The sequence below is a fragment of the Bradyrhizobium sp. LTSP849 genome (genome assembly GCF_000938255.1).
GTDB lineage: Bacteria > Pseudomonadota > Alphaproteobacteria > Rhizobiales > Xanthobacteraceae > Bradyrhizobium.
In genome coordinates, this window is the sequence record NZ_JYMR01000002.1 from 46,413 (window position 1) to 72,088 (window position 25,676).

General features: G+C 64.3%; 27 protein-coding genes. 16 read left to right on the plus strand and 11 right to left on the minus strand.

The annotated features are described in order from the left end of the window. The first annotated feature begins 47 nt into the window (after nucleotides 1–47). Entirely contained in the window at nucleotides 48–941 is an 894-nt protein-coding gene (locus tag UB31_RS01420; protein WP_045009538.1) for a LysR family transcriptional regulator, read from the plus strand. Nucleotides 942–956: 15 nt separating this feature from the next. Here UB31_RS01420 and UB31_RS01425 read toward each other — a convergent pair whose 3' ends face one another. The 6 genes from UB31_RS01425 to UB31_RS01450 all read right to left on the minus strand — a co-directional run bounded on the left by UB31_RS01425 (nucleotide 957) and on the right by UB31_RS01450 (nucleotide 8,721). Beyond that, nucleotides 957–2,138 (minus strand): VWA domain-containing protein, encoded by a 1,182-nt coding sequence (locus UB31_RS01425; protein WP_045009539.1) that lies wholly within the window; start codon nucleotides 2,136–2,138, stop codon nucleotides 957–959. After that, nucleotides 2,135–4,360 carry a DUF5682 family protein gene (locus tag UB31_RS01430; RefSeq protein WP_045009540.1) on the minus strand — a complete coding sequence of 742 codons (2,226 nt, stop codon included), beginning with the start codon at nucleotides 4,358–4,360 and terminating at the stop codon, nucleotides 2,135–2,137. Before UB31_RS01430 ends, UB31_RS01425 begins: the two co-directional genes overlap by 4 nt. Nucleotides 4,361–4,373: 13 nt before the next feature. Then, nucleotides 4,374–5,450 (minus strand): ATP-binding protein, encoded by a 1,077-nt coding sequence (locus UB31_RS01435; RefSeq protein ID WP_045009541.1) that lies wholly within the window; start codon nucleotides 5,448–5,450, stop codon nucleotides 4,374–4,376. Continuing rightward, nucleotides 5,447–6,877 (minus strand): DUF5691 domain-containing protein, encoded by a 1,431-nt coding sequence (locus UB31_RS01440; RefSeq protein ID WP_045009542.1) that lies wholly within the window; start codon nucleotides 6,875–6,877, stop codon nucleotides 5,447–5,449. The genes UB31_RS01435 and UB31_RS01440 overlap by 4 nt, the downstream gene beginning before the upstream one ends. Then, entirely contained in the window at nucleotides 6,870–8,258 is a 1,389-nt protein-coding gene (locus UB31_RS01445; protein ID WP_045009543.1) for an SWIM zinc finger family protein, read from the minus strand. Before UB31_RS01445 ends, UB31_RS01440 begins: the two co-directional genes overlap by 8 nt. A 97-nt stretch (nucleotides 8,259–8,355) precedes the next feature. Continuing rightward, entirely contained in the window at nucleotides 8,356–8,721 is a 366-nt protein-coding gene (locus tag UB31_RS01450) for an MmcQ/YjbR family DNA-binding protein (protein ID WP_045009649.1), read from the minus strand. 69 nt (nucleotides 8,722–8,790) lie between these two features. On the opposite strand from UB31_RS01450, the gene UB31_RS01455 reads away from it, so the two are divergent. From UB31_RS01455 to UB31_RS01480, 6 genes are all read left to right on the plus strand, one after another. Beyond that, nucleotides 8,791–9,342: a carboxymuconolactone decarboxylase family protein gene (locus UB31_RS01455; protein WP_045009544.1), complete on the plus strand. Its 552-nt coding sequence runs from the start codon at nucleotides 8,791–8,793 to the stop codon at nucleotides 9,340–9,342. A 106-nt stretch (nucleotides 9,343–9,448) separates the two neighbouring features. Beyond that, nucleotides 9,449–10,075 carry a PadR family transcriptional regulator gene (locus tag UB31_RS01460; RefSeq protein ID WP_045009545.1) on the plus strand — a complete coding sequence of 209 codons (627 nt, stop codon included), beginning with the start codon at nucleotides 9,449–9,451 and terminating at the stop codon, nucleotides 10,073–10,075. Between the two features lie 22 nt (nucleotides 10,076–10,097). Beyond that, the gene (locus UB31_RS01465; protein WP_045009546.1) at nucleotides 10,098–10,742 is read left to right on the plus strand and encodes an O-methyltransferase; all 645 of its coding nucleotides are present in this window, start codon (nucleotides 10,098–10,100) and stop codon (nucleotides 10,740–10,742) included. 168 nt (nucleotides 10,743–10,910) lie between these two features. Next, the gene (locus tag UB31_RS01470; protein WP_045009547.1) at nucleotides 10,911–12,575 is read left to right on the plus strand and encodes an acetolactate synthase large subunit; all 1,665 of its coding nucleotides are present in this window, start codon (nucleotides 10,911–10,913) and stop codon (nucleotides 12,573–12,575) included. Between the two features lie 49 nt (nucleotides 12,576–12,624). After that, nucleotides 12,625–12,972, plus strand: coding sequence for a Lin0512 family protein (locus UB31_RS01475; RefSeq protein ID WP_045000446.1), 348 nt, complete (start codon nucleotides 12,625–12,627; stop codon nucleotides 12,970–12,972). A gap of 4 nt (nucleotides 12,973–12,976) precedes the next feature. Further along, complete coding sequence (locus UB31_RS01480) at nucleotides 12,977–13,669, plus strand: GNAT family N-acetyltransferase (protein ID WP_045009548.1); 693 nt, start codon at nucleotides 12,977–12,979, stop codon at nucleotides 13,667–13,669. Nucleotides 13,670–13,802: 133 nt separating this feature from the next. Here the strand turns inward: UB31_RS01480 and UB31_RS01485 are convergent, their stop codons facing one another. After that, entirely contained in the window at nucleotides 13,803–14,375 is a 573-nt protein-coding gene (locus tag UB31_RS01485; protein WP_045009549.1) for a hypothetical protein, read from the minus strand. A gap of 247 nt (nucleotides 14,376–14,622) precedes the next feature. Between UB31_RS01485 and UB31_RS01490 the strand changes: the two genes are divergently transcribed. From UB31_RS01490 to UB31_RS01500, 3 genes are all read left to right on the plus strand, one after another. Then, complete coding sequence (locus UB31_RS01490) at nucleotides 14,623–15,807, plus strand: serine hydrolase domain-containing protein (RefSeq protein WP_156175128.1); 1,185 nt, start codon at nucleotides 14,623–14,625, stop codon at nucleotides 15,805–15,807. 24 nt (nucleotides 15,808–15,831) lie between these two features. Continuing rightward, nucleotides 15,832–16,497 (plus strand): DUF429 domain-containing protein, encoded by a 666-nt coding sequence (locus UB31_RS01495; protein ID WP_045009551.1) that lies wholly within the window; start codon nucleotides 15,832–15,834, stop codon nucleotides 16,495–16,497. Between the two features lie 75 nt (nucleotides 16,498–16,572). Beyond that, nucleotides 16,573–17,277, plus strand: coding sequence for a glutathione S-transferase family protein (locus UB31_RS01500; RefSeq protein WP_045009552.1), 705 nt, complete (start codon nucleotides 16,573–16,575; stop codon nucleotides 17,275–17,277). Between the two features lie 4 nt (nucleotides 17,278–17,281). On the opposite strand, the gene UB31_RS01505 is transcribed toward UB31_RS01500, so the two are convergent. From UB31_RS01505 to UB31_RS01515, 3 genes are all read right to left on the minus strand, one after another. Then, entirely contained in the window at nucleotides 17,282–18,064 is a 783-nt protein-coding gene (locus UB31_RS01505) for a sulfite exporter TauE/SafE family protein (RefSeq protein ID WP_045000438.1), read from the minus strand. A gap of 3 nt (nucleotides 18,065–18,067) precedes the next feature. After that, the gene (locus UB31_RS01510; RefSeq protein WP_045009553.1) at nucleotides 18,068–18,700 is read right to left on the minus strand and encodes a TetR/AcrR family transcriptional regulator; all 633 of its coding nucleotides are present in this window, start codon (nucleotides 18,698–18,700) and stop codon (nucleotides 18,068–18,070) included. Nucleotides 18,701–18,919: 219 nt separating this feature from the next. Next, nucleotides 18,920–19,291 carry a tRNA-binding protein gene (locus UB31_RS01515; protein ID WP_045009554.1) on the minus strand — a complete coding sequence of 124 codons (372 nt, stop codon included), beginning with the start codon at nucleotides 19,289–19,291 and terminating at the stop codon, nucleotides 18,920–18,922. Between the two features lie 110 nt (nucleotides 19,292–19,401). On the opposite strand from UB31_RS01515, the gene UB31_RS01520 reads away from it, so the two are divergent. Continuing rightward, the gene (locus tag UB31_RS01520) at nucleotides 19,402–19,767 is read left to right on the plus strand and encodes an ArsC family reductase (RefSeq protein ID WP_045009650.1); all 366 of its coding nucleotides are present in this window, start codon (nucleotides 19,402–19,404) and stop codon (nucleotides 19,765–19,767) included. A 94-nt stretch (nucleotides 19,768–19,861) separates the two neighbouring features. On the opposite strand, the gene UB31_RS01525 is transcribed toward UB31_RS01520, so the two are convergent. Further along, the gene (locus UB31_RS01525; RefSeq protein ID WP_045009555.1) at nucleotides 19,862–20,509 is read right to left on the minus strand and encodes a hypothetical protein; all 648 of its coding nucleotides are present in this window, start codon (nucleotides 20,507–20,509) and stop codon (nucleotides 19,862–19,864) included. 342 nt (nucleotides 20,510–20,851) lie between these two features. On the opposite strand from UB31_RS01525, the gene UB31_RS01530 reads away from it, so the two are divergent. From UB31_RS01530 to UB31_RS01550, 5 genes are all read left to right on the plus strand, one after another. Beyond that, a complete protein-coding gene (locus tag UB31_RS01530; protein WP_045000430.1) occupies nucleotides 20,852–21,607 on the plus strand; it encodes an ABC transporter ATP-binding protein in 756 nt (251 codons plus the stop codon). Continuing rightward, on the plus strand, nucleotides 21,600–22,346 hold the full coding sequence (locus UB31_RS01535; RefSeq protein WP_045009556.1) for an ABC transporter ATP-binding protein: 747 nt from the start codon (nucleotides 21,600–21,602) through the stop codon (nucleotides 22,344–22,346). Before UB31_RS01530 ends, UB31_RS01535 begins: the two co-directional genes overlap by 8 nt. A gap of 48 nt (nucleotides 22,347–22,394) precedes the next feature. Further along, the gene (locus tag UB31_RS01540; protein WP_045009557.1) at nucleotides 22,395–23,618 is read left to right on the plus strand and encodes an ABC transporter substrate-binding protein; all 1,224 of its coding nucleotides are present in this window, start codon (nucleotides 22,395–22,397) and stop codon (nucleotides 23,616–23,618) included. A gap of 70 nt (nucleotides 23,619–23,688) precedes the next feature. Next, nucleotides 23,689–24,552 (plus strand): branched-chain amino acid ABC transporter permease, encoded by an 864-nt coding sequence (locus tag UB31_RS01545; RefSeq protein ID WP_045009558.1) that lies wholly within the window; start codon nucleotides 23,689–23,691, stop codon nucleotides 24,550–24,552. Nucleotide 24,553: 1 nt separating this feature from the next. After that, nucleotides 24,554–25,522, plus strand: a complete 969-nt coding sequence (locus UB31_RS01550; protein ID WP_045000423.1) for a branched-chain amino acid ABC transporter permease — start codon at nucleotides 24,554–24,556, stop codon at nucleotides 25,520–25,522. Nucleotides 25,523–25,676 lie beyond the last annotated feature (154 nt).

Below are 25,676 nucleotides of genomic sequence, written 5' to 3' on the forward strand. Positions count from 1 at the left end.
TCCGGCGGCACTTGCCATCACCTGTCGGCTATGTTGAACAATCCGGCATGGACCGCTTCGAGACCATGCGCCTGTTTGTCCGCCTCGTGGAAAGGCGCAGCTTCACGGCTGCCGCGGCCGATCTCGGCCTGCCTCGCTCCACGGCGAGCGAAGTCCTGCGCAGCCTCGAGGCACATCTCGGGGTTCGCCTGCTCGAGCGCACCACCCGGCATGTGACGGCCACGCTCGACGGCGAGGAATATTATCGCCGCTGCGTCGCGATCCTGTCGGAGGTCGAGGAGGCGGAAAGCGCGATGCGCGACGCGCAGCCGCGCGGCCTGTTGCGCTTCGATGCGCACCCGCTGCTGACGCGTACCTTCATCCTGCCGAACTTGCCCGAGTTCCTGGCGCGTCATCCGTTGATCGAATTGCAGATCGGGCAGGGCGATCGCCTGGTCGATCTCGTGCGCGAGGGGGTCGACTGCGTCATCCGCGCCGGCCAGCTAGAGGACAGTGGCATGATCCAGCGCAGCCTCGGCACCATTGCGGAGATCACGGTGGCAAGTCCGGCGTACCTTGCCAAGCACGGCACGCCCAAAACGCCGGATGCGCTCGACGGGCACCAGATGGTCGGCTTCATCTCGTCGCGGACCGGCGACGTGTTGCCGCTGGAGTTTTCCGTCGGCGGCGCCTTGCGCGAGATCGTGCTGCCGAGCCGGATCAGGGTGAACAATTCCGACACCATGGCGGATCTGGCGCGGCTCGGCTTCGGCCTGATGCAGGCGCCGCGCTATCGCTTTGAAGAGGACCTGGCCAGTGGCGCGCTGGTCGAGGTGCTGCCGAACTTTCCTCCGTCGCCGACGCCATTGTCGGCCCTTTATCCGCAAAACCGCCAGCTCACGCTGCGCCTGCGCGTGTTCCTCGATTGGATCGGTCGCATCTTTGCCGAAGCGAAGATCTAGCCGGACTCAGAGCATTCATCCTTCGGGCCGGATCAGCTTGATATCCTGGTCGGCAGCCCAACCGGCAACGTCCTCGCGTTTCAGCGCGGTTGCCATCAGATCCGGAAACTGGTCCGGCGTGCAGGCGAAGACGGGAATGCCGAGGCTCGCGACCCTCGCTGAGAGCGCGGGGTTGTAGGACGGCCGCCCAGTATCGGTCAGCGCCAGCAGTACGATCACGTTGATCCCGCGCGTGGCGAGCCTGCCGAGGCGATCGACCAGCGCATCTGCGTCGCCGCCCTCATAGAGGTCGGTAATCAGGATCAGATGCGCCTTTGCCGGCCGCTCAATGTGGTCCTCGCAATAGGCGACCGCGTGGTTGATATCGGTGCCGCCGCCGAGCTGGACGCCGAACAGCACCTCGACCGGATCGGCGAGTTCCTCGGTCAGGTCCACGATAGCGGTGTCAAAACAGACGAGCTTGGTCGCGACCACCGGCAGCGAGGCCATCACCGCGGCAAAGATCGAGGCATAGACGACTGAGGTTGCCATCGATCCCGACTGGTCGACGCACAGGATGACCTCCTCCAGATCGACGATGCGACGCTGCTGGCGCAGGAATCCGATCAGTCGTTCGGGCACCACGGTGCGATGCTCCGCCTGGTAATGGCGCAGATTGGCCTTGATGGTGCGTGGCCAGTCGATATCGGCAAAACGCGGGCGATTGGTCCGCAGCGAGCGGTTCAAGGCGCCGCGGACCGCGTCCGCAGTGCGCCGTTCGAGCCGCTCCATCAGCTCGGCCACGACCTTCGCGATCACGACGCGGGCAGTGTCTTTGGTCTTCTCCGGCATCACGCCGCGCAGCGCGACCAGATCGGCGATCAGGTTCACATCCGCTTCGACGGTCGCGAGGAACTCGGGCTCGAGCAGCATCTGGCGCAGGCCCTTGCGCTCGAATGCGTCCTTCTGGATCACCTGCACCACAGGCGCAGGGAAGAACTCCCGGATATCGCCGAGCCATTTCGCCACGCGCGGGGCCGAGCCGCCAAGCCCGCCGCGGCCCTTCTTCGGTGCGTCGTCGCCATTGCCGTAGAGCGCCGTCAGCGCCTCGGACATGCGGCGATCGCTGTCGGACAGGGCGGGGCCGTTCCCGGCTCCGTCGGCATCGGCGCCGAGGGCAAGCGTCCAGCGGCGGCTGCGCTCTTCGCTCTCGCTCATCGCGCCGCTCCCGACGTGAAGAGTTCGATCACACGTGACTGATGTGCCGGCCAGATGGCGGCTGCGTCCGCGACCAGCCTGTATCCTTTCGAGCCGCCCGAGTGGCGCGCGAACAACGCGTCCATCAGGCGCCGGCGCTCGGTGCGATCGAGCGCCGAGAACACGCGGCGAAACAGCGGGAGGTTGGCGGTGAAGGCATCCTCGTCGAGAGCCATCAACCATGCATCCACCGCGCCGCGCAGCTCCGCGTCATGGATCAGCCGTTGGCCCGCGCCGTCAAAGAAACCTTCGAAAAAGCCGGCTGCTTCCGCGACTGGCGTGCCGGGCGACAGCATCCGCGCCATGAGCTCGGCGGCGCGATCGGCGGCGAGCAGCTCGGCTTCGTAGAGCAGCCGCGCGGCAGTGCCCGCGATCAACCGCGTCGCCTGGTCATCGTGCAGCAGAGCTGACAGCGCGTCGTGCCATGTGGTGACGATGTCGCCATCGAGCTGGGCGAGCTGAATCGCGGCATCGGCTGCGATGATCGCCGCGCGCAGCTTGGCTGCGGCGGGCGCGTCGAGATTGCGCGCGGTGTAGGGCAGGGCGAGGGCCGCCTGCACCACAATGCGGGGCATCAGCGCGGAGAGATGCTCGACCGTGCCGGCGCGCGCCTCGCCATAGCGCAGGATGTCGGCCATCGGCGGCAATGCGCCGAGCAGGGCCTGGCCGTCGCTGGTGAGCGCTGCCTTGGTCTCCAAAGCCGCGATGCCGCGTTCGGTGGCGCGCGGCAGATCGGCGATCATGGCGTCACGCACGAGGCTAGCCAATACGCCGAGCTCGGCCTCCTTGCCCATCGCCTCGATCAGGCGGCCGGCGGCGGCTTCCGCAATCGTCGAGCCGTAGAGCAGGTTTTCGACCAGCCGCACGGCGAATTCCGGCTCCCAGCGCAACTGCCAGTTCTCGCGAAAGGTGCCGCGGCTGCGGCCGGCATCGGTCAGCCGTCCCCAGGGCACGTCGAGCGCATTCAGGCGATGCAGCAGCGTCGAGCGTATCAGCCCGCTCTCGCTGCGCAGATCGAGCGTCAGCGGCCGCTCCAGCGCTTCCGGTTTGAGCCGTGTCGCCTTCTGCTGGCGCTGAAGGTCTTCGAGCAGCGGCGCAAGCGGTGTCGCCGCGGGAATTGCGCCGACACCCGCGCCGACCAGGAGTTCGGCGGCAATATCGTTCCACAGCGCGCGCTCGCCGTTGCAGAGGCACGCGATTGCCGCCTCACGGAGCTCGGCGAATCCCGGCGCGGGTCGGCCGCGCAGCGCGGCGAGCGCGGTGCCGAGCCGCTGCGCCTCGATCACCGAGGCGGTCGAGACGAAATGGCCGTGATCGCGCAGTACGCGACTCACCTTGGCAAGCCAGATGGCCGTACGATCGCCCTCGCGCGTCTCCCAGAGATGCGCGCACCAGCCGGGCGCAACGACGCCTGCGCCATAGCCGCTCGCGCGCGACAGGCGCGGCGCGGTCCAGGGCGCCCAGGTTGCCTTGATCTTCGTCTTCGGCCGGCCCTTGAGCAATTCGCGGTCCGCTGCAAGGCTGCGGCGTTCCGCGAGCGCGGGCACGTGCCAGGCGCCGCAGACGACAGCAACGGCGCCGTCGCATTCCTTTGCCGCTCTTGCGATCTCGATCCGCATATGCGCCTCGCGCGCGGCCTCGCGGGCCGACAACGGCTTTTCGCCCGTGCGCAGCGCCGTCATCGCGTCGGCGACCGCTGCGAACACGGGGCCTGTTGCTGGATTTTCCTCGATGACGTCCGACCACCAGGATTCGCCGTCGTCATATCCGGCCGCGGTCGCGAGCGCGCCGATCGGGTCGCGGCTGACTGGATCGTCTTCGGACCTCGCCGCGCTTTCCTCTGCGATGTCTGCGGCCGAGGCGCCCAGCCGGTCCGATGCCGGCAGGTCGATGAAGCGCAAGGCTGCGCCGTGGCGCACGGCCCAGCACGCGGCCTGGTATTCCGGCGAATAATCCGCAAACGGAAAGAAGCTGGCGTTCGCCGGATTGTCCTCGGCGTAAGCGAGCAACGCCACCGGCGTCACCATGTCAGGGGCGGCGAGCATCGGCAGCAGGTCCGACGCATCCGCAGGCCCCTCGATCAGCACCGCGACGGGCTTGAGCGCGTCGAGCGCTTCGACAAGGCGCCGCGCCGATCCCGGCCCGTGGTGCCGGATTCCGAACAGTGAGATTTGGCCCGTCATGCCAGCCCCGGTCTCAGATCCGATCGGTCAGCGAAGCATAATAGCCTTCGAAGCCGCGCTTCTTCTTCAATACCGTCTCCAGATATTCGCCGAGCACGGCCGTGTCCTGCACCGGATCCTTCACGACCGCGCCGATCATGTTGCTGGCGAGCGTTTCCGGCGTCAGCTTGCCGTCGTTGAAGAAGGTCGCCTGGCTGATCCCGCCAATCATCACCGCGATCGCTTCGGCCGTCGAGAGCCCGCCCGAGGGCGACTTCAGCGCGACCTTGCCGTCCTCGGTCGAGCCGGAGCGCAGCTCGCGGAAGATCGAGACCACCCGCGCCACCTCGTCAGCGACGTTCTTGGGCGCGGGCAAATCGAGGTTCTGCGCCATCTCGCCGACGCGCTTGACGATGATCGCGACTTCCTCCTCGGCGCTATCGGGCAGCGGCAGCACGACGACATTGAAGCGGCGCTTGAGCGCGGAGGACAATTCGTTGACGCCCTTGTCGCGGTTGTTGGCGGTCGCGATGATATTGAAGCCACGTTGCGCATAGACCGCGGTGTTGAGCTCCGGGACCGGCATCATCTTTTCCGACAGCACCGTGATCAGCGTGTCCTGCACGTCGCTGCCCATCCGCGTCAGCTCCTCGAAGCGGCAGAGCTTGCCGCCTTCCATCGCGCGCATCAGCGGGGTCGCGACGAGAGCGTCGCGGCTCGGCCCATGTGCGAGCAGCTGGGCATAGTTCCAACCGTAGCGGATCTGGTTCTCGTCGGTCCCTGCCGTGCACTGGATCACCAGCGTGGAGTCCCCGGTGATGCCCGCGGCGAGATGCTCGGAGACCCACGATTTGGCGGTGCCGGGGACGCCGAGCAGCAGCAGCGCGCGATCGGTTGCAAGTGTCGCAATGGCGGTCTCGATCAACCGCTTGTCGCCGACATATTTTGGTGTGATCACTGTCCCGTCGGCCGCCTTGCCGCCCATCAGATAGGTCACGACCTGCCGCGGCGTGAGCGCCCAGCCGGGTGGGCGATGCCCGTCGCCCGCGGCAAGTGCCTTCAGCTCCGCCGCATAGCTCTGCTCGGCCGGCAACCGCAGTTTTTCGCTCATGGCTTCGCTCCCTTGTCGTCCAACGCGGCGTTGAGCCGCAGCATGTCGAGGCGCGGGTCGCCTTGCAGCAGGCCCGCAGCCGTCAGGCGTTCCAGCGATCGTCGCGCGCCTTCGCGCGAGGCAATCAGGCCCAGCGCGTGGAGTTCTGCGACCTGGTCGGAAGGCTTTGCATCGTCGCTTCGGAGCGCTGCCAGTAGCGCCTTGCCGGCCGGCGCAGACAGCGGATCGTTGAGCCGCGCTGCGGGTCCCGCCATCGTTTGCGCCAGCTCGAAGCGGATGCCGTGTGTGTTCAAGGCGGCCTCGGCCTGTCTTGCGCGCTCGGTGGGCGCGATCCGCGGTGCGAGCGCCACGATGAGGCCGGTCGCATCGTGCTGGCCGATAGCCTTCGCCACGTCCGCGACTTGTGTATCGGTCCCGGTTGCCACGACCAGGTTGATCAGCGCCATGTCCGCGGCCGGATCCACGTTCCAGTCCCAGGCGGCGATCAACTCCTGTGGCGTGATACCGAGCGCTCCCGCAAACGATGCGAGATCGGCGCCATCGAGCAGCGCCTTGCGGCGTTGCCATTGCGCCGGCGTCTTGGGACGCTCGGCCTCGATGACGCGCGCGCGGCGCAAGATTCCCCTGGTCTTCACCGAGAAGAAGCCGGCGAGCTCGGCGGCATCCTCGCCGATCACTTGACCGCGGCCGAGACGCGCGAGCAGCGAGGTGGCAAGCGCCTTGACCTTGGGCGCGCGGTCATTGGCCACGATGGCCTCGAGGAAAGCGATGTCGTCGTCGGACAGCCGCTCGGACAACAGCGATAGCAAACGCAGTCTTGTGTCGGCGCCCTCGTTACCGAGCTTCGCCTCCAGCACCGCGCGTGCCGCGGACGGATCGCGTCGCCGCAGCTCGGCCAGTGCGACTTTGCGCGCGGCAGGCCAGAAATCGTCCCAATTGCCGACGGTGATGTGGTCGTTCGTCTGCTGCCGCGCGGCGTTGTTGGACGCTGCAATCTCCGCCCAGTCGCGCCACGGTGCATAGACGTCGGGCGCGTCATCATCGCCGGCCTCGGGCATCCAGTCGGCAGGATGCGTCGTCCAGCCGCGCGCCGCGAGAAAGTCGACGAGCTCGGTCTTGCCCTGCGCCTGTTTCTTCGCCGCGAGCATTCGGCGCGCCAGCGGGCGCAATGCCTCAGGTAAGGTCGGCAAGGCGAGTGCGGGAATGTCGGGCAGGACGCGGAGCGTTGACGCCGGCTCGGCCGTCACCGCGATGCCGAGGAACTGGCCCGACAAAGCGAGCAGCCGCAGCTCTGCTTCCGCTGGATCCTCGCCAAGCTCGGCGCGCCAGAACGGGGCCGCCGCTGCGGCCGCCGATCCCATGGTCCAGCGCGTCAGCACCGTGCCCATTGCGTCGTAGATTGCCTCGGCCTTGAGCGCGTCAGTCATGGCTGCCGATCCGTCCCCACGGGGTCTGCGCGGCGAGGATCGTGAGCCGGCTGCCTGACCAGATTGCAGCCGCGCGCGTGAGGTCGGTGCCGCACAGCAGGCCCTCCGCATTGCTCGCGATCGGCAATGTCGCGGTGCCGTCGCCGGATTGCCACCACACTTGCCCGGCATCGTCGCGCGCGATCCGCCCCTGCGGCAGCAGCAGCGGAATGTCGATCGTCCACGGCTCGGCCAGCAGCGGCCGCGTCAAGGCGTCGGAGAGCGCTTCATCCGGCGCAGGCCATTCGGGCGCCAGCGTCTCCTCGGCGGCGCCGCGCCGGACGAGCAGGGCGCGAAGCGGCTGCTGTGACGGATAGAAGACCAGCTCGCCCCGGAAGCGCTCGCCTGGCGTGAAGACCGAACCGCGTCGTCCGACACTTGCCGGGAAGAAGTCCAGCAGCATGGCAAAGCGTGGCCCCGACGCGGCGAGATTGAGCAGCCATGTGGTCTGCGACACCAGCCCGTCGCGGCGCGTCTGCACGTGTTCGGCGAGCACCTCCCATTGCGTATCGACCCGCACGGCTTGCGGATCGGCCAGTACCGTTTCGCGGGTTTCGGAGGTTGCGACGGCGCGCCTGACCTCGGCATCGCGCGGCGTGGCGCGGAAGGCGCGCGCGAGCATCACCAGCTTGCCGAGCTCGACGACCGCGCCGCGTGGCCGATCGCCTGCGGCAAGCGCGAGCAGGCGAGACGGTAGTTCGTCGACACGGCCGGCGAGCACTGCGGCCTTGCCATCGACCAGGCGCGCCGCGATCCGCCGGCATCGCGCCGTAGCATCGTCGATGAAGCCTGCTAGTCCCAAGCGCAGCTGGTCGCCGATCCATTGTTCGAGCGCATCCAGCGCATCGAGGATGGCGCGCTCTGTCTCTTCGTTTCGCCTGGCGGCCTGGGCCTCGCGCCGTGCCGCATCCTTCGGGTCTTCGGCGACCTCCGGTTCGACAATGCGTGCGGCACGCAAATCTTTCGCGTCACCGGACGGTGCATTGTTCGCAGGCTTGGCTGCGGATGTGCCACGCCGGCGACCGAGCCAGTCGCTGACCCATGCCGGCGTATCGGCTGGCGCGAACGGCACGATGGCTTCGGCGTTGAGCCACAGCAGGCCGAGCACGTGCTTGCAGGGGAATTTGCGCGATGGGCAGGTGCACTTGTTGCCGAGGTCGCGCAGGTCGGCCATCACGCGGTAGGGATTGGCGCCGGAGCCCGCGCATTCGCCCCAGATCAGCGCGCCATCCGGGCTGCCGCCGATGCCGGACCATTTGGCCGGCTTGGCAAGACCGGCGGCCGCCTTGAGCGAGGATCGATCGGTAGCGAGTTGCTCGACCGCCTTCAGATCAATCGCCACGCCGATATCCTAAACCGATTCCAGGATGCGCAGTATATCGGGGGAGGATGAAAGCTCAATGTCACCGCGAGTGGCCGGCGGCTGCACGCGGTGATCGCTATCTCGGCGCCGCTTCAGGCGAGGCAAGCCCGAGCTCCTTGCGGGCCTTGCGTGTGAGCTTTGCCACGATCAGGGCATGGGCTTGCGTGAGATAGGCCGTGAGTTCGGCATCCGGCAAAGCGTTGTTGCTCACGAGCTGCAGCCATTTGGCGCGCGCCAGATACGGCGCCGGCCGCGCCACGCCATGCTCGATCAGCATCGCATAGGCCATGTTCGAGGTCTTGAACATGTAGCTCGACGTAAAGCCACCGCTCAGCGCAAACATCTTGCCGCCGACCTTGAACACGGAGGTGCCCTCCCACTGCACCACCCTGGTGGCAGCGGGCAGGCGAAGACAGCGGGCTTCAAAGGTCCTGGGTGTCATGCGGTTGCAACAGCGGACATCGGCGCGCCCTTGTGGCAGCATGCACGTTCCAACCGAGGATGGCATGCCATGTCGCGAGTTTCGATCAAGACCAGGGACGATCTGCCGGAGACACTGAGACCGCTGTGGGACAAGATGACGACCTATGGCGCGTTCGAGAACCAAGCCGGTGTCATGGCGCACAGGCTGCCGATCTTCAAGCACATGTGGTCGCTGCTGGTCGACCTCGCCAGCGAAGGCCTGGTGTCGAAGCGTCATCTCGAGCTGGCGCTGGTCACGGTGTCGCTGCTCAACAAATGCGACTATTGCGTCTCGCACCACGCGCCCAAGCTCGCCGTGCAGGGCGTGTCGGAGGCGGGAGCAGCGCGCCTTGTCGACTACAAGGATCACCCCGAGCTCGATGAGCTCGACAAGCTCGTCGTCGAATATTCCATCGCCGTCACCAACAACTGGAACAAGACGCGCGACGAGATCTTCGCGCGTCTCCGCACCCATTTCTCCGAATCCCAGATCGTCGAACTGACCTGGCGCATCGCGCTGTGCGGCGCTTTCAACCGCTTCAATGACATCCTCCAGCTCGAGGTCGAGCAGGGCGTCCCCCACAGCGAGGCCGCTGAGTAAAGCCGGGCGGCCCGCCCCCGGCCGGCGGCGATCACGGACCCGTGATTTGCGCTTCGACTATCGCAAACTATATCGTAAGATATGTTTTGAGAAGGAGACGTAAGATATGTTTGGTAAACACCGGGACCACAGAGACTTCCACTTTGGGCACTTCGCTCACTTTGCTATGGGCCGGCACGGCGGGCGGCCTCGCTTCGGCCGTGGCGGACATGGCTTTTTCGGGCGCGGCGGCGATGATTTCCCGGGCGCGCGGCGGCTGTCGTCGCAGGACCTCCAGCTGGTGATCCTGGCGCTGCTCGCCGAGAACCCGGCGCATGGCTATGAGCTGATCAAGATCATCGAGGAGCGCTCCGGCGGTTTTTACACACCGAGCCCGGGCGTGATCTATCCGGCGCTGACCTATCTCGAAGAGGTCGGCCACAGCAGCGTCGAGCAGGATGGCGGACGCAAGCTCTACAGCATCACGCCGCAGGGTGAGGCGTATCTTGCCGAGCAGCGCACGACCGCAGACGCGATCCTTCAGGCGCTGTCGCGGATCGGCGGTCGCATGGACGAGGTGCGCGAGGCTTTTGCCGGCGTCGGCGATCTCGATGCTGATGCCTCCGACGAACTGCACCGCGCCCGCCACAATCTCAAGCGCGCGCTGCGTGCCAAGCACGGCAGCGACTCTGCCGAGGCGCGCCGCATCGCCGCGATCCTGGATCGTGCGGCGGCGGAAATTCTCGGCAAGTAATGGACTGCGAGGAAAACAGCACATGAATGATCGGCCTCACAGCCCGATTCAAGATCCGCGCGTCAATGCCGTCATCGCCCGCATGCAGGCGGCGCGGCAGCGCCCGCCGGGTGGGGGACCACGCGGCTCTTTCAACAGCCGCGATCCCCACGCCTATGCCGAGCAGGGCTTTTCGATACATCCCGAGCAGGGCGAGTTGATCTACCTGTTGTGCCGCGGCCTGCGCGCCACGCGCGTGGCGGAATTCGCAACCTCGGTCGGCATGTCGACGCTCTATTTTGCCGCGGCGTTGCGCGACAATGGCGGCGGTACCGTGATCGGTTCTGAGATCGTGCCGGCCAAGGTCGAAACCGCCAGACGCAATCTCGCGGAGGCGGGTCTGGCCGACTACGCCGACATCCGCGAAGGCGACGCGCGGAAAACGTTGAGCGATCTCGGCGGCCCCGTCGATTTTGTCCTGATCGACGGCTGGCCGGGCGAGGGAGGTCCTTCGCTGGCGCGCGAGGTGATAGAGATCGTCACGCCGCAACTCCTTGTCGGCGGTTACGTCATGAACGACAACGCCGAGCCCGATTACATCGCCTTCATCCGCGATCCCCAAAACGGTTTTGTCTCGATGACGCTGCCGCTCAAGGGCGGCACGGAGCTGTCGCTGAAGGTGAAGTAAGGGCTACGAGCCCTTGCGTTGCACTTCCGTCATTGCGAAGACCTGGACGACAATATTCGTGCGCGCTGATAAGGCCGCCGCATTGTGAGTTGTGCCTGAGCGCCACGCGGTTACCATGCGCGCGGGTTCCCGCGGGTGCGGAAACCGGAGCTGTGACCGGGAGGCGACATGAGCGAGCAGGAACGCAAGGCAAAGGGATCGGATCTGTTCGTTGCGGCGCTGGAGAATGAAGGTGTTGACCGCATCTTCGGCGTTCCCGGCGAGGAAAATCTCGATCTCGTCGAATCGCTGCGCACCTCCAAGATCAAGTTGATCCTGACCCGCCACGAGCAGGCTGCTGCCTTTATGGCCGCCACCCATGGCCGGCTCACCGGTCGGCCCGGCGTGTGTCTGTCGACCCTTGGTCCGGGCGCGCTCAATCTGTCGACCGGTGCGGCCTATGCGCATCTCGGTGCGATGCCGATGATCCTGATCACCGGCCAGAAGCCGATCATGAGCAGCCGGCAGGCGCGTTTCCAGATCGTCGACGTGGTCGCGACCATGAAGCCGCTGACGAAACTCTCGCGGCAGATCATTAGCGCTTCCTCTATCCCGACCGTGGTGCGCGACGCTTTTCGTGTGGCGATGGAGGAGCGGCCGGGTCCGGTGCACCTCGAACTGCCCGAGGACATCGCGGGCGATGAAGTGCCAGCGGTTCCGATAATCCCGATCCATCCGATCGAAATCCCCGTTGCCCATCGCGCCGCGCTCGACCGCGCGGCCGAGATGATTTTGGCAGCAAAACATCCGCTGGTGATGATGGGGGCTGCAACCAGCCGGCCGCGCTCGACGCACGGTATCGCAAGTTTTGTGCGGCGGACCGGCATTCCCTTCTTCACCACGCAGATGGGCAAGGGCACCGTTCCGGGCGGCACCAATCTCTATATGGGCACCGCGGCGCTCTCCGAGCGCGACTATGTCCACGACGCCATCGAGGCCGCCGACCTGATCGTCGCGATCGGCCACGATGCGATCGAGAAACCGCCCTTCATCATGGGGCCGTCGGGACCGAAGGTCATTCACGTCAGCTACACCACGGCCAGCGTCGAGCAGGTGTATTTTCCCGACGCCGAAGTCGTCGGCGACGTCGGGCCAAGCCTGGAGCTTCTGGCCGACCGGCTCGAGGGCAAGCTGCCGCAGGCGGCGGCGCTGCTGCCGTTGCGCGAAGAGATCCTCTCGCATATCGCCGATCGCGCCACCGAGGCGCGCTGGCCGCCGACGCCACAGCGCATCGTGCACGACATCCGGCAGGTGATCCCGGAGAACGGCATCGTCGCGCTCGACAACGGCATGTACAAGATCTGGTTCGCGCGCAACTACCGCACTCGCGTCGCCAACACGCTGCTGCTCGACAACGCGCTCGCAACGATGGGCGCCGGCCTGCCGTCGGCGATGATGGCCGCGATGCTCTATCCGGATCGCCGCGTGCTCGCGGTCGCCGGCGACGGCGGCTTCATGATGAACAGCCAGGAAATGGAAACCGCCGTCCGCCTCAAGCTCAACCTCGTCGTGCTGGTGCTGGAGGATCACGCCTACGGCATGATCCGCTGGAAACAGGCCGTCGACAATTTCGCCGATTTCGGCATGACTTTTGGCAATCCGGATTTTGTCCTGTACGCAAAGGCCTATGGCGCCCAGGGGCATCGCATCGAGAGGATCGACAGTTTTGGCCCGACGCTCGACGCAGCCTTCAAGGCGGGTGGCGTGCATCTGGTCGTGATCCCGATCGACTATTCGGAGAATGTGCGGGTGCTGGTCGACGAGCTGCGGGCGCATGAGAAGTTGAAGGCGTGATCTTGCCCGCCGATACTAACAATCATCCAACCAACCACAGGAATATGAAATGACTCGCGTTCGCTGTATCACCGAGATGGGCATGGGCGTCGACGTTCACGGCAAGGACGCGACCAAGGCGGCGAAGCGTGCGGTGTCGGACGCGATCCGGCATTCGAGTCTCGGTTTCTTCCGGATGATCGACAAGACGGCGAACGACATGTTCGTCGACGTCACGATCGCGGTGCCGAATCCCGAAGCCGTCGACAAGGAGGCGGTCGCCAAGGAGCTGCCTTACGGCACCGTCACCGTCAACGCGGTCAAGGGCGGGCTGGAGATTCCCTCGGCCCCAGAGCAGGGCAACGACCCCATCCTCATCGCCAATGCGGCCGTGATCGTCAGTTTCGACAAGGACTGAGCCGGTGTCCGACAGCGATGAGCGGCTACTGGATCGTCCGATCTGGAGCGCGCTGACGACGAGCCAGAAGCATCTGGCGGAGGGCGGCGCGCGAGCGCTGCGCTATCCCGTGGACATGACGCCGTTCGCCGACATGGCGGACATGTCTAAGGCGAGCTTTGCTGCGCTTGGCGATCTCCTGTCGGGATCGCAAGTCGCTGTGCTGTTCACGCCGGGGCCCGTCGACGTTCCCGACGGCTTCAAGGTCGTGCTCGCCGAGACCGGCGAGCAGATGATCGGTTCGCCCGCTGACAGCCCGTTGCGCGACGCCGAGATCGTCACGCTCGGTGCGGCCGACGTTCCCGCCATGATGGCGCTGACGGAGCTGACCAAGCCCGGCCCCTTTGCTGCGCGAACGCACGAGCTCGGGACGTTCCTCGGCATCCGCGCCGGCGGCGAATTAATCGCGATGACGGGCGAGCGGATGAAGCCGGGCAATTTCACCGAGATGACGGCCGTCTGCGTTCATCCCGACCATCGCGGGCGCGGCTACGCGCAGGCGCTGCTCGCGGCGGTCGCGCGCCAGATCGAGGCGCGCGGCGAAATTCCCTTCCTGCACGTGTTCTCGAGCAACATTTCCGCCATCGCGCTCTATCAGCGGCAGGGCATGCGCATCCGCCGTCGTCTGCACGTCACGGCGTTTATGAAGCAGGGATGACGGCCCGGTGGCGCGCACCGGGCCACTAGAGCATGATCCGGAAAAGTGCGAAGCGGTTTTCCGAAAAGATCATGCTCAAACAACAACCTAAAGCGCGATGACGATTCATTCCAATCTCATCGCGCTTTAGAACTCAGGTCTTGTAGTCGACGAGCAGTGAGCTCGCGGAGGAGGAGTTGCTGCTGCCGCTGGAGCTGTAGGAGGTCGACTGGCTGGTCGCGCTCTGAAGCATCGCGATCAGCTCCTTCATCAGCTCCGCGGTCGTCGCCGAAGACGAGCTGGACGAAGACGAGCTGGACGAGGAATCGGACGAGGAGGTGGAGTCGGTGCTGCTCGTGCTCGATGAGTCGCTGCTTCCATCCGGCGGCGGAGGCGGGGGACCAGCGCCATCGGCACTATTGGAGAAGGTGTTGGCGAACACGTTCTTCAGCTCGCTAGCCTGGTCGCTGGTCAGCTTGCCGCTCGACACCTCGTTCTGGATGAGGTCGTCGATCTTGGACTGCATCTCGTCGGACGAGGGAGGCGTCGAGGAGCTCGAGTTCGACGCGCCGCTCTTGAGCGACGAATCGATGTCGTCGAGCGCGGACGAGAGTGCGGACTCGTCGCTCGAGCTGATGGTGCCCGCCGAGACTTCCTTGGTGAGCTCGCTCTTGAGGCGGTCGAGCGGGGAATAAGAATTGGTGGTCGTTGCAGAGATCGAGGTCATTTGCCGGTCACCCCTGGTGAAGTTGAAGATACGCTGAACATGGGTGTGAGGCTAAAGGCCGCGCGCTTAATGAGGTCTTTCCGCGAGGATTGCAGTGCTTTTCGTTGTGTTGCTCGCGCCGGGATGAACACGCGGCGAAACAAAAATGTCGGCGCTGTCGGCGCCGGCGGGGTGTCTTGAGGGCGGGCTTCCCCGCGACCGATTTGTCGTTATATCCATCTCAACCAATTCGGGGAGGGACCAATCCATGGACGCCAGAACAGCAGAATTTTCCGCCGCGCGGACGGCGATGCAGCGCTATGTCGATCAGGAGATCGTCCCCGGCGTGTCCTGGGCGGTGCTGCGCGGGCGTGAGGTCGTCGATCAGCAATGCGTCGGCTTCGCCGATCGCGAGGCCAGCACTGCGCTCCGGCCCGATCACATTTTTCGGGCATTTTCCAACACCAAGATCTTCGTCACTTGCGCAATCATGCTGCTGGTCGAGGAAGGCCGTATCGGGCTCGATGATGCGGTCGAAAAATTCCTGCCGCAGCTCGGCCATCGCAAGGTGCTGAAGCCCGGCGCGGCGAGCCTCGCCGATGTCGAGCCGGCGAAGACCCCGATCACGATCCGTCAGCTCCTGACCCACACCTCGGGCCTCAGCTACGGCATCTTCGATCCCGGCTCGGTGCTGTTCAAGGGTTACAACGAGGCGCGCGTGCTCAATCCGCTGACGCCGCTGACCGACATGATCGACAAGCTCGCCGATCTGCCGCTGTCCTATCACCCCGGCACGAGCTGGGAATATTCGGTGGCGACCGATGTGCTCGGCCGCGTCGTCGAGGTCGTCTCCGGCCAATCGCTCGATGCCGTCCTCAAGGCGCACATCTTCGATCCGCTCGGCATGACTGACACGGGCTTCTTCGTGCCCGAGGCGCAGCAGAGCAGGCTGGTCGCGCTCTATACTGGCGCCGATGTGCTCGATCCGATGAAGCCGGGCCTCGCGCGCGCCGACAACCTGCCTTATCCGCAGGCCTATCGGCGTCCGCTCCCGCGGCTGTCGGGTGGCGGCGGTCTGGCCTCGACCTTGCCGGACATGCTCGCGCTGGTGCGCGCGCTATTGCCCGGTTCTGACGCGCTGCTGAAGCCGGACACGCTGCGGCAGATGATGACGAACCAGTTGCCGGCAAGCCAGGTGATTCGCTTCGCCAATCTCGGGCCGATCCCCGGCAAGGGCTTTGGTCTCGGCGGCGCCGTCACCTTCGCGCCGATGCCCTTCGATCCTCCGAATTCGACCGGCGAATTTCAGTGGGGCGGCCTTGCCGGCACCCATTGGTGGATCTGCCCGCAGGCCAATACAGCCGGTGTGCTGATGACCCAGCGCTACATGGGCTTCTGGAATCCCTTCTTCTTCGAGTTCAAGCGGCTGGCCTATCAGGCGGTTGGTGGCTGACGAGGGGACCGTCGGGATCCGGACGTGCCAAATTATCTCGGTCTCGATGGATTTCGCTTCGGCTGGGTCGCTGCCTGGATCGATGATCATGGCCAACACGGCTTCGATTATTCGCCAGGCCTCACGCGGTTGCTCGCGATGCCGCATGCGCGCGCGATGATCGACATGCCGATCGGATTGAACGCGAGCGGCTACCGCGCGTGCGACTTGCGCGCCCGCGAGCTGGTTGGCCCCGCCGTGTTTCTTGGCGCGCGCCGAGACCTCTGGACGTTTCCCGACATGGCCGCCGCCAATCGGCATTACTGGCAACACGAGGGCAAGGGCAGGGGCGTGTCGGCTCAACTCTGGAACATCAGGGACAAGATCAGGGACGTCGACGCGATCATGACGCCGGCACGTCAGGCGATCGTCGGCGAAGCGCATCCGGAATTGATCTTCTGGAATCTGGCAGGGCGAGTCAGGCTCGCGAAGAAGACGTCAGCGCAAGGACGCGAACAGCGCATCGCGCTTCTGGAGCAACGCGGCTTCACGCGCCTGCCGAAATGGCTGACCCAGCGCCACGGCACCGGCATCGGCCGCGACGATCTCATCGATGCCTGTGCCTGCGCGATTGCTGCGCGCGACAGCACGCAGCGCGTCGGCGGCGACGAGATCGATCCGAGCGGACTGCGGATGGAGATCAATTATTGAGTCTTGTATTGAACCTTGCGTCATACCGCGCCTCACCTAGATTAGATGCGCCCCAACAGCAGATCGAAGGTCCCGATGTCCGATCTCTCCGCCTTTCCCATCACCAAGCGCTGGCCGGCCAAGCATCCCGAGCAGCTTCAGCTCTATTCGCTGCCGACGCCGAACGGCGTCAAGGTCTCGATCATGCTGGAGGAGATCGGGCTTCCTTATGAGGTCCATCTCGTCGACTTCGGCAAGGACGACCAGAAGACGCCGGAATTCCTCTCGCTCAATCCGAACGGCAAGATCCCGGCGATCCTCGATCCCAACGGGCCCGGCGGCAAGCCGCTGCCGCTGTTCGAGTCCGGGGCGATCCTGCAATACCTCGCGGAGAAGACCGGCAAGCTTCTGCCGCAGGATGCCGCGCGCCGCTACCAGACCATCCAGTGGGTGCATTTCCAGATGGGCGGCATCGGGCCGATGTTTGGGCAGGTCGGCTTCTTCCACAAATTCGCCGGCAAGGATTTTCAAGACAAGCGGCCGCTGGAGCGTTACGTGAACGAGTCCAAGCGCCTGCTCGGCGTGATGGAAACGCATCTTGCCGGCCGGCAATGGTTCATGGATGACGACTACACCATCGCCGACATTTCCATGCTCGGCTGGGTGCGCAACCTCATCGGCTTCTACGGCGCCGGCGATCTCGTCGAATTCACCCAGTTCAAGTCGGTTGGTGCCTGGCTCGAACGCGGGCTGGCACGTCCAGCGGTGCAGCGCGGGCTCAACATTCCGACGCGGCCTTGAGAAATTAGCTCAGGGCCTTGTAGGTCATATAGAGCGCCATCAGCGAGACGAGGGCGATCATGGTCCGGCGCAGCACCGACTTGCTGACGCCGTTGGCCATGCGTGCGCCGAAATCTGTGCCGATCCAGAGGCCGGCAAGAATGCCGATGATGGCCGGCCAGCCGACCATGAGCCCCTTGCTCCAGTAGATCCATGCCGCCGGAATATTGGTCGGGATCACCGAGAAGATGAGGCTGACGAGCTGCGCCTGATGCTGCGGCACGCGCAGGCCCGCGGCGAGGCCGACCGTGATCGCGAGCCCGCCGCCGATGCCCATGAAGCCGGAGGAAAAGCCGGCAAGCATGCCGATCAGAAGCAGAGGGAGCCAGGGCAATTGGTCGGGATCGCCGGCCTCGCTTCTGCCATCCTTACGGTCCCGCCGCAGCACCAGCGCTGCGATCAGCGCAACGAGGTAGACGACGTAGGTCCATTGCAGGACCGCGTCGGACACGGCGGCCGCGGCGTAGCCGCCGCCCGCACCACCGACGAGAAATCCGATGCCGATCCAGGCGATCCATTGCAGCGGGCTGTGATTGCCGTTCTGCCAGTAGCGGCGCACGCCGGCGAGGCCGGTCGGAGGGACCTGCGCGATCAACGACGTGCCCTGGGCGATGTGCTGCTCAGCGCCCAGCAGCAGCACGCAGAAGATGACGAGACCGCCACCCGGGCTTGTGCCCATGAAGCCCGATGTCAGCCCTCCGACGAGACCGACGCCGATACCTGCGAGCAGTTCGTGCATCCAGGACATCACTCAAGCCTTGGTTCGTCGCTTGACGTCGGGTTTGGTGGTGCAAAATCCTTCGATCACGCTCGCCACAGCGGCCATGCAAGCCTCGACGTCCAAATCCTCGCCCCAGCATTTTTGCAGCACAAAGCCCTGGAAGATCGCGACCAGCACGCGCGCGATCGCATCCGCCCCGAGTTCGCGCTTGATGAGGCCGTCGTGCTGGGCGCGCTCGACCAGCGCCACGATCAGCGCGCGCGGTATGTCGATGCCCTCGACGACGCTGGTGCGGACGCGGCGGTTGCGCAGCGCCTCGGCCCAGCCATGGATGCCGACGCGCCGACGGGCTTCGCCGGCGGGATCGGTGAGCCATTGCGCGTAGACGCGGACCAGCGCGTGAAGTCCTTCGATCGGATCGCCCGATCCCTGCGCGACCGAATTGAGCACGGCTTCGCGACGATGCCGGTCGTCGGCGAGCGCCTCGATCAGGTCGTCCTTGCCCTGGAAGTAGACATAGACCGCGCCGTGGCTCAGCCCCGACTTCTTCACGATGTCGGCCATGCCGGTTTGGTGGAAACCGTTCTCGGAGAAGCAGGCGAGGGCGGCTTCGAGGATCTGCTGGCGCCGGCCTTCGCGTTGCTTGTCGCTGATCTTGGGCATCCGTCCCGTCCATAAATAACTGACAGTTCGATCGTTTTAGAATTCCGTCAAAGAGCGATCAAATGTAGTCTGGCATAATAAAAACCGATCAGTCAGTCATTTTAGAGGACAAAGCAGTTTTGGTCAAGTCCAAGCACCCCGGAGCCGGGCCAACAGGAGAATCGGACGATTGGCAGGCCCGCCAGCAAAGACGACGGTCCGGCGCTTGAACTGGCGTCCCTAGAACAGCCGTCCGCCATTCGGCACGGGCTTGCTCGGCTGCATCAACACGACCTTGCCGTCGGCATCGGGAAAACCGAGCGTCAGCACCTCCGAGACGACCGGGCCGATCTGGCGCGGCGGGAAATTGACGACGGCCGCGACCTGTTGTCCCACGAGCGTCTCGAGCGGATGATTTTCGATAATCTGCGCCGAGCTCTTGCGCACCCCGATCGCCGGGCCAAAGTCGATCCACAGCCGCCAGGCCGGCTTGCGCGCCTCAGGAAACGGTTTGGCATCGACGATGGTGCCGACGCGAATATCGACCGCAAGGAAGCTGTTGAAGTCGATGGTCGGCGACGCGGTCGCGGCGGGGTCGTGAGTGACGTGCATGATGTGTCCGTTCAGAAAGTTCGAAATCTCGTTCGCAATATTGTCGCGTGAACCGGAGTTTCGTACAACGCCACGGCCACAGCATCACACGACGCATGCGCGAGGACGTCTTGCCCAACATCATCTACGGCATCAAGAACTGCGACACCATGAAGAAGGCGCGCACTTGGCTCGACACCCATGGCGTTGCCTACGAGTTCCACGACTACAAGGCTGCAGGCGTAGAGAAGGACAAGCTGAAGCAATGGAGCGACAAGCTCGGCTGGGAGACGCTGCTCAATCGCGCCGGCACCACCTTCAAGAAGCTGCCCGAGGCCGACAAGGAAGGGCTGACTGAGAAGAAGGCGCTGGCGTTGATGCTAGCGCAACCATCGATGATCAAGCGGCCTGTGCTCGAAATCGGCGGCAAGCTGCTGGTCGGCTTCAAGCCGGATATCTACGACAAGGAGGTCGGCGCCAAAGCGCGCAAGGGCTAGAGCGTTTTCGAGCGAAGTGGATTCCGGTTCGCGTAAAGAAAACGCGTCAAAACAAGATTCTAGAGCTCCGTTCCGATTTCATCGGAACGGAGCTCTAGTTCAGCTCGATGATCTCGGTGGTGACGCCCGGACCGGGCTGATCGGCGAATTCGACCATATCGGCGGCCGCGATGCGGCCTGGGGCGCGGTGAAAGAGATCGCGGTCGATCACCGCGCGCAGTTTTGGGCGCGGCAGCGCGTCATTTCCGCGCATCAGATTCTTGATCTCGAAGCCGCCGTCCTCGCAGAAGGTCTTGAGCGAGGCGATGATGTGGCTGACCTTGTCGTCGGTCAGGAAAGGCAGCAGCAACTGTTCATAGGCGACGACACGCCCGTAGATGTCGTCGACGTCGGCAACGCTATAGACCGGAAGCCCGCGTGCCACGCATTCACAATAGATCGGCATCACGAAGGGCGCGAGCCGCGGCCCGATATAGTCGTCGAGCAGAATTCCCTTGCCGGTATGTCCGTAGGCGCGCGAGATGCGGGTGCCTTCGCTCTGAATGGTCAGGCGCGGCGTCGGCGTCGTATTGTCGACCGTGTAGTAGATCAGATCAGACAGCTCTTCCTCGAGCCGGGCGGGCTGATACTCCCAGATCGCCGGCGCAATCTGCTGGCGCGCATAAAGTCGCAGCCACGTGTTGAGGAGATCGCGCTGCTTGATCGACTTGACGACGGGGGGAGCGGCGCTGGTGAATTCCAAAACAATATTCCCGGCAATAGAAACCCGCGCACGATGCTTGTTGCGGGAAAATTTTCTATGAAGGCTGGCGCGCGGCACCAAAGATCGTTAACGACGGCTTGATGGCGGCGCGTTGCGAACCGGGAGGCCGGGCAGGCGCGACATCAAAACACTTCCGACTAAGGGAGCATCAGTCTCCCGGCCGGAGGCCTGATCTGCTCAGCTTTCCGCCTTGCCTAACCCCCGTCACCTCCGGCATATTCCGCGCCCGGAGGCGGTGTTCCGGGAAGGCTCCAAGGCCTCCGGAACGCCGAAGTAACAAGGACAGCTACGCGCGGTTCGCGCGGGCGGGGGGAAATCTGTTTGGCCGATGAGTTCATTCTCGAAACGGAAGGCTTGACCAAGGAGTTCGCGGGCTTCTTTGCCGTCCGCGACGTTGCGCTCAAGGTCCGCCGTGGGAGTATCCACGCGCTGATCGGCCCAAACGGGGCCGGCAAGACGACGTGCTTCAATCTTCTGACCAAGTTCCTCAAGCCGTCTGCCGGAAAAATCCTGTACAAGGGACAGGACATTACCGCGATGGCGCCCGCCGACGTGGCCCGCATGGGGCTGGTTCGTTCATTCCAAATCTCAGCGGTGTTTCCGCATCTCACTGCGCAGGAAAACGTCCGTGTCGCGCTCCAGCGCCAGCACGGCAGCTCCTTTGATTTCTGGCGCTCCAAGTCGGTGCTGAATCGGTTCAACGACCGCGCGCGCGATTTGTTGAACGATGTGGGCCTCAGCGAGTTCGCCAACACGCCGGCGGTCGAGATGCCCTATGGACGCAAGCGCGCACTCGAGATCGCGACCACGCTCGCGCTCGATCCCGAGATGATGCTGCTGGACGAGCCGATGGCCGGCATGGGCCACGAGGACATCGACAAGATCGCGGCGCTGATCAAGCGTATCTCGGCGAAATATACCATCCTGATGGTCGAGCATAATTTGAGCGTGGTGGCCAATCTCTCCGACATCATCACCGTGCTGACGCGCGGGCAGGTGCTCGCGCAAGGCCATTACTCCGAGCTCACCAAGGACGAGCGCGTCAAGGAAGCCTATCTGGGAGCCGGTCATGACTGACACCGCGATGGCCGACGCTCCGGCAAAGGCTGCGACCGGCGGCAACATCCTTCAGGTGCGCAACCTGGAGGCCTGGTATGGCGAGTCCCACATCCTGCACGGGATCAACTTCGACGTGAACGCGGGCGAGGTCGTCACGCTGCTCGGGCGCAACGGCGCCGGCAAGACGACCACGCTGAAGTCGATCATGGGCATCATCGGCAAGCGCACCGGCTCGATAAAGTTCAACAACCAGGACATCATCCGCTCGACCTCCGACAAGATCGCGCGCATGGGCATCGCGTTCTGTCCGGAGGAACGCGGAATCTTCTCCAGTCTCGACGTGCGGGAGAATCTGTTGCTGCCGCCGGTGGTGCGCGCAGGCGGATTGCCGCTCGAGCAGATCTTCGATCTGTTTCCGAACCTGAAGGAGCGTCTCAACAGCCAGGGCACGAAGCTGTCCGGCGGCGAGCAGCAGATGCTCGCGATCGCGCGCATTCTTCGCACCGGCGCGAGCTTCCTGATGCTGGACGAGCCGACCGAAGGTCTGGCTCCGGTCATCATCCAGCAGATCGGCCACACCATTGCGCGGCTCAAGAAGGAAGGCTTTACGATCCTTCTGGTCGAGCAGAACTTCCGCTTCGCATCCACCGTCGCCGACCGCTATTACGTGGTCGAACACGGCAAGATCATTGACGGATTTGCCAATTCGGAGCTTGCCGCGAACATGGACAAGCTCCACACCTATCTCGGCGTCTAGAACGGCCAAGAGTCAAACGGCCGAGAGAAAATTCACAAGGGAAATAGCATGAAGACAAAGTCGATTGCGTCGTTTCTGCTCGGCACTGCGTTGGCCGTGACCACCGCTGGCGTAGCCTTCGCGCAGGACAAGACCGTCAAGATCGGCGCGCTGTCCGATCAGTCCGGCCTCTACGCCGACCTCGGCGGTCCGGGCTCGACCGTCGCCGCACAGATGGCCGTTGAGGATTCCGGCCTCGCGGCGAAGGGCTGGAAGATCGACATCATCTCGGGCGATCACCAGAACAAGCCGGACATCGGGACCGCGATCGCGCGGCAATGGTTCGACGTCGACAAGGTCGACATCATCGTCGACGTGCCGAACTCCGGCGTGGCGCTTGCCGTCAACAACGTCGTGAAGGAAAAGAACGGCGTCTACATCAATTCGGGTGCGGCGACCTCGGACCTCACCAACGCGCAGTGCTCGCCCAACACCGTGCACTGGACTTACGACACCTACATGCTGGCTCACACCACCGGCCAGGCGCTGGTGAAGGCCGGTGGCGACACCTGGTTCTTCCTGACCGCCGACTACGCCTTCGGCGCCGCGCTCGAGCGCGACACCACCGCCGTCATCACCGCCAATGGCGGCAAGGTGGTCGGCGGCGTCAAGCATCCACTCAACACGCCGGACTTCTCATCCTTCCTGCTTCAGGCGCAGGCCTCCAAGGCCAAGATCATCGGCCTTGCCAATGCCGGCGGCGACACCACCAACTCGATCAAGCAGGCGGCCGAATTCGGCATCGTCAAGGGCGGCCAGAAGCTTGCCGCGCTGCTGCTGTTCCTCACCGACGTCAAGGCGATCGGCCTTGAGACCGCGCAGGGCCTGAACTTCACCGAGACCTTCTACTGGGACATGAACGACCAGACCCGGGCGTTCTCCAAGAAATTCTCGGAGAAGATGAAGAACGGCGCGATGCCGACCATGGTGCAGGCGGGCGTGTATGCGGGCGTGCGGCACTATCTCAAGACGCTGGACGCTCTCGGCGGTAATCCCCATGACGGCGTCAAGGTCGTCGAGAAGATGAAGTCGTTGCCGACGGAAGACGAGCTGTTCGGCAAGGGTGAGATTCAGCCCAACGGCCGCACCATCCACAACGCCTATCTGTTCGAGGTGAAGAAGCCCTCCGAGTCCAAGGGACCGTGGGACTTCTACAAGCTGGTCGGCACGGTGCCGGGCGACCAGGCCTTCACGCCGCTGTCCGAAAGCAAGTGCGCGCTGTTGAAGAAGTAAGACCAATAGCCCGCTGGCTGTGAGCCGGCGGGCGCTTTAGGGAACGCCGAAGGGACTGGGTGCGGGATCGATGCAGGCTCTCTATGCACAGCTACTGGTGGGACTGATCAACGGCTCGTTCTACGCGCTGCTCAGTCTCGGGCTTGCCGTGATCTTCGGCATGCTCAACATCATCAATTTCGCCCATGGCGCGCTCTACATGATGGGCGCGTTCTGCGCTTATTTCCTGCTGAACCTCGTCGGTCTCAACTATTGGTGGGCGCTGCTGATCGCGCCGATCCTGGTCGGCATTTTCGGCATGATCCTGGAGCGGACCATGCTGCAATGGCTGACCGGGCTCGATCACCTTTACGGACTGCTGCTGACCTTCGGCATCGCGCTGATCGTGCAAGGCGTCTTCCAGAACTATTTTGGCTCGTCCGGCCTGCCTTACGCCATTCCGGATCAGCTCAAGGGCGGCATCAATCTCGGCTTCATGTTCCTGCCGATCTATCGCGCCTGGGTCGTCATCTTCTCGCTGGTCATCTGCGTCGCCACCTGGTTCTTGATCGAGAAAACACGGCTCGGTGCCTATTTGCGCGCCGCCACTGAAAATCCGACGCTGGTGCGCGCCTTCGGCGTCAACGTGCCGCGGATGATCACGCTGACTTACGGCCTCGGCGTCGGCCTTGCGGCGCTCGCCGGCGTGCTCTCGGCGCCGATCAACCAGGTGCGGCCACTGATGGGCGCGGACCTCATCATCGTCGTGTTCGCGGTGGTGGTGATCGGCGGCATGGGCTCGATCATGGGATCGATCATCACGGGCTTTGCGCTCGGCGTGATCGAGGGCCTGACCAAGTATTTTTATCCCGAGGCCTCCAACACCGTCGTGTTCGTGCTGATGGTGCTGGTGCTCTTGGTGAAGCCAACGGGATTGACGGGAAGGGCCGCCTGATATGACAGCCTTGACGGACGACACGCTTCCGGTGACCCCGCGCGCGATGCGCGACGAGATGATCGTATTCGTGGTGATGGCGCTGCTGCTGGCCTCGGTGCCGTTCAGCGGCATCTATCCGTTCTTCGTGATGCAGGCGCTGTGCTTCGCGCTGCTCGCCTGCGCCTTCAACCTGCTGATCGGTTATGGCGGCCTGCTGTCGTTCGGTCACGCGATGTTCCTGGGCACGGCAGGCTATTGCAGCGCGCATGCGCTGAAAGTGTGGGCGCTGCCGCCAGAGCTCGGCATCCTCGTCGGTGTCGCCGGCGCCTTCGTGCTTTCGATCGTGACCGGTTACATCTCGATCCGCCGCCAGGGCATCTATTTCTCGATGATCACGCTGGCGCTGTCGCAGTTGCTCTACTTCCTCTATTTGCAGACCCCGTTCACCCACGGCGAGGACGGCATCCAGGGCATTCCGCAGGGGCACTTGTTCGGCGTGTTCGATCTGTCCAAGCCGACCGTGCTCTATTACGTCGTGCTGGTCGGCTTCCTCGCCGGCTTCCTGCTGATCTACCGCATCATCAATTCGCCGTTCGGCGAGGTGCTGAAGGCGATCCGCGAGAACGAGCCGCGCGCGATCTCGCTGGGTTATCGGACCGACCAGTACAAGTTCCTGGCTTTCGTCCTCTCGGGCACGCTGGCCGGCTTGGCCGGGTCGCTGAAGGTGTTCGTGGCGCAGAATGCCTCGCTCACCGACGTGCACTGGTCGATGTCGGGCGAGGTCGTGCTGATGACGCTGGTTGGCGGCCTCGGCACCATCTTCGGGCCTGTGGTCGGTGCTTTCGCGATCATCGCCATGCAGCAATATCTGGCGGGATTCGGCCAGTGGGTGACGGTGATCCAGGGCTCGATCTTTGTGATTTGCGTGCTCACCTTCCGCCGCGGCGTCGTCGGCGAAATCGCGCATTACTTCCGGCGTTCACTCTAAGGCTTTGATATCACGTGGATTTACCTTCTTGTTGAAAGCGGTGGATGATCCGCCTCCGCGGGCGTGAGGTGACACGCACGCAGATTGAAAATGGTCTATGACAGTTTCGTGACGGCCTGTTCGGGCCGGGCCATTTCCAACCGGTAGCCTATCC